Origin of the sequence: Microbacterium fluminis, from assembly GCF_051549805.1 — a bacterium.
Lineage (GTDB): Bacteria > Actinomycetota > Actinomycetes > Actinomycetales > Microbacteriaceae > Microbacterium.
Map to the genome: position 1 here is coordinate 841,109 of NZ_CP196042.1, position 13,502 is coordinate 854,610.

General features: G+C 72.1%; 8 protein-coding genes. 5 read left to right on the forward strand and 3 right to left on the reverse strand.

Annotated features, from left to right (window positions below; all coding sequences use genetic code 11):
• The first annotated feature begins 45 nt into the window (after positions 1–45).
• The 3 genes from ACSJDX_RS04065 (at position 46) to ACSJDX_RS04075 (ending at position 7,668) form a co-directional block, all read left to right on the forward strand.
• On the forward strand, positions 46–1,941 hold the full coding sequence (locus ACSJDX_RS04065; protein ID WP_438354301.1) for a BTAD domain-containing putative transcriptional regulator: 1,896 nt from the start codon (positions 46–48) through the stop codon (positions 1,939–1,941).
• A gap of 60 nt (positions 1,942–2,001) precedes the next feature.
• Entirely contained in the window at positions 2,002–6,531 is a 4,530-nt protein-coding gene (locus ACSJDX_RS04070) for a PKD domain-containing protein (RefSeq protein WP_438354302.1), read from the forward strand.
• Between the two features lie 75 nt (positions 6,532–6,606).
• Positions 6,607–7,668, forward strand: coding sequence for an MsnO8 family LLM class oxidoreductase (locus tag ACSJDX_RS04075; RefSeq protein WP_438354929.1), 1,062 nt, complete (start codon positions 6,607–6,609; stop codon positions 7,666–7,668).
• Between the two features lie 10 nt (positions 7,669–7,678).
• Here ACSJDX_RS04075 and menC read toward each other — a convergent pair whose 3' ends face one another.
• The 3 genes from menC to ACSJDX_RS04090 all read right to left on the reverse strand — a co-directional run bounded on the left by menC (position 7,679) and on the right by ACSJDX_RS04090 (position 10,766).
• Positions 7,679–8,785, reverse strand: a complete 1,107-nt coding sequence (menC, locus tag ACSJDX_RS04080) for an o-succinylbenzoate synthase (RefSeq protein ID WP_438354303.1) — start codon at positions 8,783–8,785, stop codon at positions 7,679–7,681.
• A 66-nt stretch (positions 8,786–8,851) separates the two neighbouring features.
• Entirely contained in the window at positions 8,852–9,808 is a 957-nt protein-coding gene (pheA, locus tag ACSJDX_RS04085) for a prephenate dehydratase (protein WP_438354304.1), read from the reverse strand.
• 10 nt (positions 9,809–9,818) lie between these two features.
• Positions 9,819–10,766: an EamA family transporter gene (locus ACSJDX_RS04090; RefSeq protein ID WP_438354305.1), complete on the reverse strand. Its 948-nt coding sequence runs from the start codon at positions 10,764–10,766 to the stop codon at positions 9,819–9,821.
• A 72-nt stretch (positions 10,767–10,838) separates the two neighbouring features.
• Between ACSJDX_RS04090 and ACSJDX_RS04095 the strand changes: the two genes are divergently transcribed.
• Positions 10,839–11,804 (forward strand): LysR family transcriptional regulator, encoded by a 966-nt coding sequence (locus ACSJDX_RS04095; protein ID WP_438354306.1) that lies wholly within the window; start codon positions 10,839–10,841, stop codon positions 11,802–11,804.
• A 4-nt stretch (positions 11,805–11,808) separates the two neighbouring features.
• A complete protein-coding gene (gene pgm / locus ACSJDX_RS04100; protein ID WP_438354307.1) occupies positions 11,809–13,449 on the forward strand; it encodes a phosphoglucomutase (alpha-D-glucose-1,6-bisphosphate-dependent) in 1,641 nt (546 codons plus the stop codon).
• Positions 13,450–13,502: the final 53 nt, after the last annotated feature.

Here is a 13,502-nt window from a genome sequence, read left to right on the forward strand (position 1 = left end):
GAAACACTCGCGTCGACCGTGTCGCGAAACGGCAGAATGCACCGTATGAGCCTGCTGCCGGTTCCGCGCCCCGAGGAGTGGGAGCACATCGACCTCGCCGAGGCGCATGCCCTCGCCCTGCACGCGCCGCTCGGCGTGTGGGAGCGGGTCGAGGGTCTGCTGCAGCTCGTGCGCCTCGCGGCGCTGCGCCAGCTCCCGCAGCGCACCCGACGCATCCTCGCCGACGTCGACACCCTGCTCGCCGGCGTCGAGGTGCCCGTCGAGCTGACCCGCTCCATCGACGCCGAACGGCTGTGGATGTCGATCTCGGAGCGCGGAGACGTCGCCGAGGTCGCCGCGCTGCTCGACGACGGGCTCGCGCAGCTCGACGCGTGCGGTCCCGACGAGCTCGCGACCCGTGCCCGGCTGCTGTTCTGCATCGGATACAGCGCGGCGTGGCTGAACGACCCCGCACGACTCACCCGCGCGGTCGATTGGCTGGGCGAGTCGGTCGGCCTGTACCGCGTGCTCGACGAGCCCGAGCTGCAGGCGCAGGCGCTGCTGACGCTCGGCTACATCGTGTACCCCGCGCAGCGTCTCTACGGCCGGGCGATCACGGCGCTCGAACGCAGCGTGCGTCTGCTTCCCCCTGGATCCAGCGCGCGCGGCGTGCACCTCACCTACCTCGCGGAACAGCGCATCATCATCGATGACCTCGTGCCCGCGGAGGCGGAGCTGCGGGAGGCGCACGCGCTCGGCGGACGCCACGGCGACCAGCGTCTCATCGGGTACGCGGCGTGGGAGCTCGCCCGCATCGCGGATCTGCGCGGAGATGCCGTGACGTGCGACCGGTGGATCGCCGAGGCCGAGCACCACGGCGGGGAGTGGTACGGCCGCACGTCGGGCAACGAGTTCGTCGCCGACACCGTGCTCTGGGCGTACCGGCAGGGGCGAGCGGATGCTGCGCGCGACCGGTATCGGACGCTCGCCGAGCGCGGCGACCGCATCACGGAGGGCCAGGATCTCGGAGCGCGCGGGCTGGTCGCTCTCCTGGACGGCGATCCTCGGGCGGGGGCGGAGCTGATCCAGCGCCACCTCGACCTGGAGTGGCAGGAGCCGCGCAAGTGGCACTGGCAGATCCTCCTCGCCGACGCATGGTTGCAGGCGGGGGAATCCGACCGCGCGACGCGGCTGGCGGCGCAGGTGCGCGACGAGCTCTCACTGCTGGGTCTGACGTGGCTCGCGTCGCGGCGCGAACCGGCGCGGTGGGCTCGCGTGAGCGCCACCCTCGAACCCGATGTCGCGGCCGTGCGCCTCGAGGTCTTCACCGTTCCGACGGTCGTGTCCGGCGGACAGCGCCGCATCCTCCCGGACGGTCGCCCGGCCGCCCTGGCGGGTCTGCTCGCCGTCGCGGGGCACGCGCTCTCGATCGAGGAGGTGTGCGACGAGCTCTGGCCGGATGCCGCCCCGACCATCGCCCGCCGCCGTCTGCGCAACGTGATGGCCCGCCTGCGGGCGGCCGCCGGGCACGATCTGGTGCAGCGGGTGAGCGACGGGCTCCGGCTCGACCCCGCACTGCGCGTGGACTGTGTCGATTTCGAACGCGCGGCCCGCACGTCGACCCGCGAGGACGGGGTGCCGAGCGCCCGCGAGCTGCGCAGCATCCTGGACTCCTTCGGCGAGGGCCTCCTCCCCGGAGTCGGCGGCGAACGGATCGAGGCGCACCGTCGCCGGCTCGCGCGCCTCGCCACGGGCGTGCGTCGGCGTCTCGTGGACGTGCTGCGGGACGCGGAGGATCCCGACGCGGCCGCCGCGGAGGCCGAGCGCGTGCTCGCGGACGATCCGTTCGACGAAGAGCTGGCGGTCTCGATCGCCCGCTCCTACGCGATGGCCGGGAACGGCGCCGCGGCGCGGGTCTGGGAGGAGCGCGCGCGGAGCATCGCCGCGGATCTCGAGCTCTGAGACCTCCGCCGGATCCGGCGTGGTACGCCGGTGGTACGCGCATCCGGCACGCTTCGCGACATGCGTGGATTCTGGGGCCTGCGCGCCTTCGTCGTCGTTCTCGTGACCTTCGTGCTCGCCGTCACTGCGGGCGTCGTGTGGGCGCCGCCTGCGGTCGCGGCCGGTCCGGCACCGCAGCCGTGCGCGGGTGACCAGGTGTTCCCGTCCTGCATCCCGGCCGACGTGGGGACGTCCGCCACCACGGGTGCGGTGACCACCGGCGCGCCGATCGAGCTCGCGAAGAGTCCCACGTACTCCCAGTGGGAGATCCCGGTGTTCCCCCGGCCCGCGGCGTACCCGAACTGCGCGTACGGCGCGTTCGGCTATCTCTACGAGGTGCCGTGCACCGAGACCTCCCTGCAGGCGTGGTACTGGTACGTCCCCGCCGAGCAGACGTCGTGGAGCAAGCCGATGTGGGACAACGGCGGGAGCTTCCGGCTCGAGGAGTGCAGACCGGGCCGATGCTCGGGCAGCGCCCCGTACCGGGTCGTGCTGTTCTCCGCCGACCCCTCCACTCCGCTGCTGTTCGCGACCGGCACGAACACCTACATGTCGCGGTCCACGCCGCAGGAGCAGGCCACCGCGTACGACGTGGTGGGCGGGCCGGTCGGGCCGGCGGCACCGGTGGCGGGATTCGATGTGCGCAACGACACGACGACGCCCGGCCAGATCTTCGTCACCTCGACGAGCACGCCGAGCCCGAACGAGCTGTTCACCACGTGGGACTTCGGCGACGGCGGCACCGGCACCGGGGTGTTCACCGGCCATGTCTACGCCAAGCCGGGCGCGTACACCGTCACCATGACGGTGCGCGACCAGCTCGGCCGCACCGCGACCACCACCCGGACCGCCACGGTCGCAGCACCGACCCTCGGCGTGACCGTCGACCTCCTCGGCGCCGCTCCCCCGCTCGCCGAGGACGCCGACGTCACCGCACGGGTGACGGTGTCGGCCTCCGCGGACGGCGTCGGGCCGCTCGGCGGCCTGACCTTCGACGGCGGCTCGCTCCTGGCGAGCGCGCCCGCCGAAGCGTTCACCCGCACGGGCGACCCGACCCCGGCCGCCCCGACGGCGACGTTCACTCTCGAACCGGGCGAGAAGAAGGAGTGGACGGTTCCGCTGCACACCGCCCGACGCGGGCCGTACACGCTGTCGTCGACGGTGAGCGGAACGGATGCCTCCTCCCGCCCCGTCACGGCGACCGGAACGTCGCCGGGCGAGATCGGACAGCCGTTCCCGGTGCAGGTCACCTTCCTCGACGCGCAGGGCGACGCGATCACCGAGCTGCACCTCGACGCGAAGCCCGACGGCACGCCGATCCCGCAGACCGTCACGGTCAAGACCGTGGTCACGAACGACACCGCCGCACCCCTGACGGGGTTGGAGGCGCAGCCGGTCGACCTGCGCGCGGCCGACCCGCAGCATCCGTACGAGCCGTTCCCCGCCGCTGTCGACGCGCCCAACGACGCCGTACGCCTGACCGATCTCGCGCCAGGCGCCTCGCTGACGACCACCCGCACCATGACCGCGTCCGGCGACGGCGCGATCGTGGCCTCCCAGCTCATCGCCTCCGATCAGGGCCTGGCGATCGGGCGAGGCCCCCTCAACGTCGGACTCACCGCGATGCTCGTCATGCAGCTGTCCGGCGAGACGCAGCGCTCGGTGACCGCCGGCGCCCCGATCACGATCTTCGGCACGCTGAAGAACGTGACCGCCGACCGCACGCTCGCGCTCACCGACGCGGTGAAGATCGCCCGCACGGGCAATCTGCTCGGCGGCGGGTACCTGGCGCGGACCGACGGGCAGAACGCGACCGGCCCGTTCCCGGCACCGCTCGTCGGCGAGATCGCCCCCGGCCAGACCGTGACCTTCCAGGTGCAGCTCACCAGCGCGCGCCCCGCGCCCGAGGAGTACGAGTACGGCGGGTGGGCGGACGACGCCTACACGACGGGCGTCGCTCTGTTCTCGTTCCCGCTGCGCGCGGCCGTGAAGGAGAAGGACGGCACATGGTCGGCCCTCACGACGGCGCCGGTGTCGACCGAGTCGCGGTACCCGGGGTCGATCCGCACGAAGGGCGACAGCTCGGTCTCGTTCACGATCGACACGGCCCGGGTGAGTGACACGACCGCGTTCCAGAACACCGTCGTCACCGGGTTCGGCCTGAGCGTGGGCGCGCTGGAGAACACCAAGAAGCGGCTCGACGACCTCACGACGTTCGCCTCGCGGTTCGCGATGGACTCGTCGTACCGCAGCAAGGAGATCGCCGACGCCCTCGATGTGCTCACGACGATCGCCGTCACGATGCCCAAGGCCGACCACGACGCGCTCGTGAAGGAGATCGCCGGGCAGGTCACCACCTCACTCACGCGTTTCGGCGGCGAGGTCGTCGGCGGGTTCCACCAGGAGGCGCCGACGGAAGGCAGCATCCAGGCGCAGCTCGAAGCCATGACCGCGAAGCTCCAGGGGGCGTGGGGCAGCGGCGACCCGATGCGGGTGATCGACGCCGTGCGGCCGACCGGCAACCTCATCGGCGCCGCCGCGACCGATGCGCTCGCGCAGGAGCTCGCGCTCGCCGGCTTCGTGAAGCTCGCCACCACGACCCGTTACCTCGAGCCGGCGTTCCAGACCTGGCGCGACAACCGTACGATCGCGAAGATGCAGGCGAACTTCCCGAGCGCGGCGCAGATCGCCCTGGAGAAGAACGCGATCGAGATCAGCAAGAGCAAGTACCCGCTGCTCGAGAAGGCCTACCTCACGCGCAGCGCGCTCACCGACGCGGATCTGGGCGTCGGCGCCGACCTCGACGGCGCCGGGCTCGCCCAGCAGACGATCGACAAGGTGCGCGAGTGGACCAAGGCCAATCCCAACCGCTCGATCGTGCTCATCCCGAACGAGGCGAATGTGGCCGCCGCCCGCAACCTCGGCGAGGCGGTCGGGAAGATCGAGAACATCAAGCCGAAGTCGATGGCCGAGATCGAGTACCTGGTGTTCGGCGGTCGCGCCGAGGACAAGAACATGGTGATCCTGCGGGATCTGTCGGGCACCTCGACCAGCGACGCGAACCTGCTCGTCGACCGCGCGATCGCCCGCGGCGACCTCGTGGAGGAGGACTGCGCGGTGGCGCAGCAGATCCTCGACAAGCGCAAGAAGGAGTGGGCCCTGTTCACCAACCGGGGCGCGGTGAAGAAGGTCGACGGCGTGTACGTGCCCGACGTCGACCCGGCCACCGGGAAGATCAAGGCCGATGGGCTGGGCATCGGCAACCTCAAGGGGTACGCCGAGGCCGACCGCATCCCGAACCAGTTCCGCGGCGTCGACAACGCGCTCGAGGTGTCCGGTCCGGAGCTGGCGCCGAAGTTCGGGCTCGACTACTTCGACGCGTTCCACCACCCGACGACCCCGGACAAGGGTGTGTACGTCGTGCTCAAGCAGGAGCACCCGGTGACCGGGAAGATGGTCAAGATCACCGGCGACGACGACGGCATCTTCATCGGGCAGCTCAACGGCCTCGGCCTCAAGTCGACCGAGATCAACGACGCCTACGCGAGTCTGATGGATGTCTTCAACCACCCGTTCTCCGACACGTGGAAGGCGTCGATCGAGAAGAAGCTCGAGATCTTCTCCCGCTACTTCGAGACCATCCCCGGCACCCAGACCAAGGGCGCGCCGCTGGTGATGGTCGTCAACGGCGAGGCGTACGCGGTGAAGATCAACGGCGCCACGACGCGCTTCGACATCGGCGCCAACCGGGCGTTCATCGACTTCGTCGGCGCTCCCGCCGCGGTCGATCCGTTCGCGGCGCGGCCGAGCTTCGCGCAGGTGCTGCTGAACCAGCTGGAGCCGTACCTGCTGCCGGCGATGTTCCTGAAGTCGCTGCTGTCCGATCCGGCCGCGTTCCACGGCCAGCCCATCACGACGACCGAGGGCGGCAAGATCGTGCGGCTGACCCTGCAGGGCTCGGTGGAGAGCTGGACGCTCGCAGGAGGGTGGCAACCGGATCCGGATGCCGCAGCCCTGGCCCGGAGCGGGAAGCTGAGGCTCGCACCGCAATCGCTCGTGACCACCACCACGTCCGCGGGCGCGACGCGCGTCGAGCTCCTGAGCGCGGACCAGGTGGCGATGGCCGGGGACTGGTTCGTGCCGGGCGACCGCGTCGTCATCGACCCGGGCGGACCGCATCAGGAGACCGCCGTGGTCTCGGCGCTCGGCTCGCTCATCTTCGCGACGGGTCTGACGCAGCCGCACACGCGCGGCGAGGTGGTCGCAAGCCTCGGACCCGTCGGGGCGGCGGTCGACCCCGGAACCGGCGGCGGGCCGGGCGGTGCCGGCGCGGGCGCCTCCGGCTCGGGCTCCGGCTCGACGACAGCGACCGGAGGAGGCGGCGCGACGACCGGCGCGGGGTCGGGCGCAGCATCCGCCTCCTCCGGCGAAGGCTCCCTCGCCCGCACAGGTGGCGCACCGCTGCCGGCCGGAGACCTCGCCGCGTTCGCGGCGCTGCTGATCGCTCTCGGGGCGATCGTCGTGCTGCGCGGCCGCCGACGGGTGGGCTGAGGGCGGCACCCGGCCGAGGAGTTCTGCACGGCGACGCCGGAATACCCGCCACGCATGCGGACGTTGCACCCCGTGATGAGCACCTCGACACCGGCCCTGTCCGTCCTCGACCTCGTGCCCGTGCGCGCGGGTCAGACGAGCGCACAGGCGGTGGCGGCATCCCTCGACCTCGCCGCCCGCGCCGACGCCGCCGGCTACCGGCGCTACTGGTTCGCCGAGCACCACAACATGCCCGCGGTCGCCTCCACCACGCCGCCCGTGCTGATCGCCGCCGCGGCGGCCCGCACGACGCGCATCCGCGTCGGCTCGGGCGGGATGATGCTGCCCAACCACGCGCCGCTGATCGTGGCCGAGCAGTTCGCCGCACTCGAGGCGATCGCTCCGGGACGCATCGACCTCGGAATCGGCCGCGCCCCCGGCAGCGACCCCGTCATCACGCAGCTGCTGCGCCAGTCGGGCACCACGAGCGACGTCGACCGCTTCCCGGACCACGTCGCCGACATCATGGCGCTGGTCTCGGCCGACGGGGCGACGCTCCGCTTCACCTCCGGCCGCGACTACAGCGTGCGCGCCACGCCCGCCGCGACCGGTGTGCCCGAGGTGTGGCTGCTGGGATCGAGCGACTACTCCGCGCGGCTGGCCGCGAGCCTCGGCCTGCCGTACGTGTTCGCGAACCACTTCTCCGGCGAGGGCCTGGAGCGCGCCCTCGACCTGTACCGCTCCGGCTTCCAGGCGACCGAGGCCCACCCCGAGCCGCGCACCTTCCTCACCGTGAACGTCGTCGCCGCGCCGACCGCCGCCGAGGCGGAGGAGCGCGCGCTCCCTCAGCTGCGCATGATGGCGCGTCTGCGCTCCAACATGCCGCTCGTTCCGCTCGAGTCCGTCGAGGCGTCCATCGCCGGCGAAGCCGATTTCGACGGCCTCGCCCGCTCGGTGATGACCGCGACGCGCGCGAAGTGGTTCATCGGCACCGGTCCGGACGTCGCCGCCGAGCTGTCGGCCTTCGCCGCCCGGCACGGCGTCGACGAGGTGATGGTCTCTCCGATCGCGGGCGCCTACGAGGGCGAGCCGATGGATGCCTCGCCCGCCCGCGTCCAGACGCTCGAACTGCTGGCCGCAGTCGCGGTCGCCCGCTGAGGTCCGCGCGTCAGACGGGGATCCACTCCGTCGCGGTCGTGAACTCCTCGAGGATCTCCGGGACCGGCTCGACGCCGAGCCCCGGCCCGGTGGGCACCTCGAGGTGGCCGTCCTGCATCACGAAGGGCGGCGTGATGTCGGTGGCGTAGAAGCGATCGCTCGCCGACACGTCGCCGGGGAGCGTGAAGCCCGGCAGCGACGCCAGCGCGATGTTCGCCGCACGGCCGAGGCCCGATTCGACCATGCCGCCGCACCAGACCGGGATCCCGTGCGCCACGGCGAGATCGTGGATGCGGCGCGCCTCGAGATAGCCGCCCACGCGCCCCGGCTTGATGTTGATCACCGAGGTGGCGCCCAGGCGGATCGCGGCGGCGGCCGTCTGGGCCGACGTGATCGACTCGTCCAGGCAGATCGGCGTGCGCACGAGCTTCGCGAGGTCGGCGTGGCCCAGCACGTCCTCCTCCTCCAGCGGCTGCTCGATGAGGAGCAGGTCGAAGTCGTCGAGCTTCGCGAGCTGCCGCGCGTCGCGCAGCGTGTAGGCGGTGTTCGCGTCGACCTGCAACAGCACGTCGTCACCGAACCGCTCGCGCACCGCGCGCACCGGCTCGACGTCCCACCCCGGCTCGATCTTGAGCTTGATGCGCACGTAGCCGGCGTCGAGGTATCCGCCGACCGCGTCGAGCAGCTGCGGGATCGTGTCCATGATCCCGACCGACACCCCGCACGGCACGCGGTCGTGCACCCCGCCCAGCTCACGGGCGAAGGAGCGTCCTTCGGCGCGCAGCTCGGCGTCGAGCACCGCGGTCTCCACCACCGCCTTCGCCATGCGGTGCCCCTTGAACGCGTGCAGCGCCGGCGCCACCGCCGTGGCCGTGCGCATCCGCGCGGCGCCGAGCGCCGGAAGGACGAACCGCTTCAGCACGTCGACGACGCCCTCGGTGTACTCGGGCGAGTAGAGCGGGTCGTGCAGGCTGACGCACTCGCCCCAGCCTTCCGAGGCATCCGTCACCGCCTTGACCAGCAGGATGTCGCGCGCGGTCTGCGTGCCGAAAGACGTGCGGAACGGCGACACCAGCGGCATCGCCACGCGCCGCAGTTCGAAACCTTCGATGTTCATCGGATGCCTCCTCCCGCCCGAGTCTGCCCCATGCGGACAGGGCGGGTCGAAGCCGCGGTCGGCCGGTCATGTCTCCGGTTCGCCGCTGACGAGACCGCGGAGCCAGTCGCGCGCCTCGACGAAGATCTCGTCGGCGTACCGCTCGGGGTAGTGCACCACGGCACGGTCGGCACGCGGGTACGAGCCGAGGAACAGCACCCGGGGGCTGAAGCGGCGCAGCCCCAGCAGGGCGTCGGCCATCCGCTCGTCCTCGACGTGACCGTCCGCGTCGATCACGAAGCGATAGCGGCCGAGAGCGTCGCCGATCGGCCGCGAGGCCAGCAGGGAGAGGTTGATGCCCCGGGTGGCGAACTGCTCGAGCATGTCGAGAAGCGAACCCGGGCGGTCTTCGGGCAGCTCGACGATGAGCGAGGTCTTGTCGGCGCCGGTGGGCGGGGCGGGCGCCACGGTGCGCGCGACCAGCACGAAGCGCGTCACGGCGTCGGGGTTGTCGCCGATGTGGTCCGCGAGGGGCTCGAGGTCGTGGTGCTCGAGGATCCCGGGCGGGGCGATCGCGGCATCCGCATCGCTCGATCCGTCGAGCAGGCCCATCGCGCTGGCGACGTTGCTGGCGGCGGGCAGGTGCGCATGGGCGGGCAGCTCGCGGCTCAGCCACTGCAGGCACTGCGCGTAGGCGACGGGGTGCGCGGCGATCAGCGACACATCCTCGAGACGCGTGCCCGGCCGGGCGACGAGGACGAAGTCGACGGGAACGAGGTATTCGCCGACGATGCGCAGCCCCGGGATCGTGGCCAGCGCGTCCTGCGCGGTCGAGACCCCGCCGTCGACGGAGTTCTCGATCGCGATCATCGCGGCGTCGGAGCGTCCTTCGACGACGTCGGCGAGCGCCTCGCCGACGTTGCGCACCGGGCGCCACACCTGGTCGCGCGCCTCGGGGACCTGCGCGAGCGCCGCCTCGGTGAAGGTGCCGGCGGGGCCCAGGAAGCTGTAGGTGCGGCGCGCGGGCAGGAGGTCTGAGGTCACCCGGCTCAGCCTAGCTATGCGCGCGCCCCCTCGGCGTGGTCGGTGCGGGGACGGGCGCGGCGACCGATGACGCGGGCGGCACAGCGCCCCCGCGGCGACGGAGGCTCGCGACGAGCACGCCGCCGACGAGCAGCACGCCGCCGGCGACCTCGGCGACCGTCGGGATCTGACCGAGCAGCAGCGCGGCCGACGCCATCGCGACGACCGGCGCGAGCAGCACCCAGGGGACCACGGCGGCCGAGCGGTTGCGGCCGAGCAGCCCGTTGAAGATCGCATAGCCGATGATCGTGCACAGCACCGCCGTATAGAACGTGGAGACCGCGGCGCGGCCGCCGAACGCCGCGATCCCCCCGACGACGACGGCCGGGCCCTCGACCGCGAACGACAGGGCCAGGGCGGGCACCGGCACCACCAGGGCCGACCACACGGTGAGCGACAGGGAGCCGAGCCGGCCGCGGCCGCTCACCACGCCCGCCCGCCGCGAGATGACGTTTCCGATCGCCCACGAGAGCGCGGCGGCGAGCGCGAGCGCCACGGCGAGCGCCGGGGCGTCGCCGCCACGGCCCGCCGCGACCACGGCCAGTCCGATCACCCCCAGGGCGACACCGGCGACCTGCATCGGGGTGGGGCGCTCGCGCAGCACGCCCGCCGCGATCACGATCGTGAACACCGCCTGCGCCTGCAGGAGGAGAGCAGCCAGGCCCGGCTGCAGCCCCAGCGCCATCGATGTGTACAGCAGCCCGAACTGCCCGAGGCTCATGAACAGCCCGACGCCCACGATGGTGCGCCACGACGCCGCGGGACGCGGCACCACCACGATCATGGCCGCGACCACGAGAAAGCGGATCGCGACGAAGAGGAGGGGAGGGATGCCGCGCATCCCCCAGTCGATGACGACGAAGTTGAAGCCCCACAGGGACGCCACCGTCGCGGCCAGGATCATGTCGCGTCTGCTCACGTCTCCATTCGAGTCGATCGATCGGTGAAGCACCAGCGAATGATTGTGTGCTCGATCACGTAGCATCCCTTCATGATCGATCTGGACGCCGTCGTCTCCCTTCGCGCCGTGGCGACGCAGGGGAGCGTCGTGGCCGCCGCCGCCGCGCTGGGCTACACACCGTCGGCGGTCTCGCAGCAGGTGAAGCGGCTCGAGCGCGAGACGGGGGTCGCGCTCCTCGAGCGCGTCGGGCGCGGGGTCGTGCTCACCGACGCGGGCTCGCGGCTCGTGGTCGCCTCCTCCCCGATCCTCGCCGATCTCGAGCGGCTCCGCGCCGACCTGCAGCACGCCGCCGGCGAGGACGCCCGCGTCGTCGGCGAGATCCGGGTCGCCGCGTTCTCCACCGTGGTGCGGGGTCTGGTGACCCCCGTGCTCGCGGAGCTCGCCGCGCGGCATCCCGACCTCCGCCTCCCCCTTCGCGAGAGCGAGCCGTGGGAGACGATCGCCCTGGTGGCATCGGGTCAGCGCGACCTCGGCGTGGTGCACCGGTGGGGCGGTGTCGCGCTCGCGATGCCCGACCACCTCATCGCGACGCCCCTGTTCACCGACGTCGCCGACGTGATCCTCCCCCGCGATCACCCGCTCGCGGACCGCACCGTGCTGCACCCGGCGGAGCTCGCCGACGAGCGGTGGGTGGCGACGTTCGAGGCGACGATCTGCCGGCAGTGGCTGCGAAGACTGTTCGACGGGGTGCCGAACGCGCCGCGGATCGTGCACGAGTCGATGGAGTTCCAGAACCACCTCGAGCTCGCCCGGGCGGGGCTCGCGGTCGCGCTCGTGCCGCGGCTCGGACGCGGCGAGCTGGGCCCCGACCTGGTCGCGATCCCCACCGCCGAGCCCGCCTCGACCCGCGACGTGCTCGCGATCCATCGCCGCACACAGGCCGACTCCCCCGCACTCCAGGTCGCGCTCGACGCGCTCGTGGCCTGCGCCGGCGAGGCGCCGTTCCGATCCGAGTCGCCGGACGCTGTCGCGGGCCGGGGCGAGCATGCAGACTAGGGTCATGAGCCGCGCAGGACAGCCCGCCGAAGCATCCGATCTCATCGACGTCGATGAGCTGATCGCCGCCTACTACGACCGGAAACCGGATGCCTCGGTGCCCGCCGAGCGGGTCGCCTTCGGCACGAGCGGCCACCGCGGGTCGTCGCTGAGCACCAGCTTCAACGAGGACCACATCCTCGCCACCACCCAGGCGATCGTGGACTACCGCAATGCCCAGGGCATCGCGGGCCCGCTGTTCCTGGGTCGCGACACCCACGGCCTGTCGCTCCCGGCCGAGCGGAGCGCCGTCGAGGTGCTCGTCGCGAACGGTGTCGACGTGCGTCTGGACTCGCGCGACGCGTGGGTGCCGACGCCGGCGCTCAGCCACGCGATCCTCGCCTACAACAAGGGCCGCGCGCTGGATGATCCCGGCCGCTCCGACGGCATCGTGGTCACGCCCTCCCACAACCCGCCGCGCGACGGCGGCTTCAAGTACAACCCGCCGAACGGCGGCCCGGCCGACACCGACGCCACCGGGTGGATCGCGGATCGCGCCAACGAGCTCATCGCCGGTGGGCTCGAGGGCGTGCGCCGCACCCCGTTCAAGGACATCGACGGCGACGCGCTCGGCGCGTACGACTTCCGCGACGCGTACGTGCGCGACCTGGTGGACATCATCGACGTCGACGCGATCAAGAAGGCCGGCGTGCGGATCGGCGCCGACCCGCTGGGCGGAGCGTCCGTGGAGTACTGGGCGCTCATCGCCGAGGTCTACGGCCTCGACCTCACCGTGGTGAACCCCGACGTCGACCCGACGTGGAGGTTCATGACGCTGGACTGGGACGAGAAGATCCGCATGGACCCGTCGTCGCCGAGCGCGATGGCGTCGCTCGTCGAGCGACGCCACGAGTACGACATCCTCACCGGCAACGACGCCGACGCGGACCGGCACGGCATCGTCACCCCCGACGCCGGGCTGATGAACCCCAACCACTACCTCGCCGTCGCCATCGACTACCTGTTCTCGCACCGCGAGGGATGGCCGACGGATGCCGCGGTGGGCAAGACCCTCGTGTCGTCGATGATCATCGACCGGGTCGCCGCGTCTCTCGGCCGCACGCTGCTGGAGGTGCCGGTGGGCTTCAAGTGGTTCGTGCCCGGCCTGCTCGACGGCTCGGTCGCGTTCGGCGGCGAGGAGTCGGCCGGTGCGTCGTTCCTGCGGAAGGACGGCTCGGTGTGGACGACCGACAAGGACGGCATCCTGCTGTGCCTCCTCGCCTCGGAGATCCTCGCCGTGACCGGCAAGACCCCGTCGCAGCGCTACGCCGAGCTCGAGGCCGAGTTCGGTGCCTCCGCCTACCAACGGGTGGACGCTCCGGCGACTCCCGAGCAGAAGGCGAAGCTGGGCAAGCTCGCGCCCGAGGCGGTCACCGCGACCGAGCTGGCCGGCGAGCCGATCACGGCCAAGCTGTCGCACGCACCGGGCAACGGCGCGGCGATCGGCGGGCTCAAGGTGCAGACCGAGCACGCCTGGTTCGCCGCGCGGCCCTCGGGCACCGAGGACGTCTACAAGCTCTACGCCGAGTCGCTGCGCGGCCCCGAGCACCTCGCCGAGGTGCAGGCCGAGGCCCGCGCCGTGGTCTCGGCCGCGCTCGGCGCCTGACGCACGCCCCACGCCCTCGGTGAGACTGCACTCCCGCATCGAGACCACGGCGG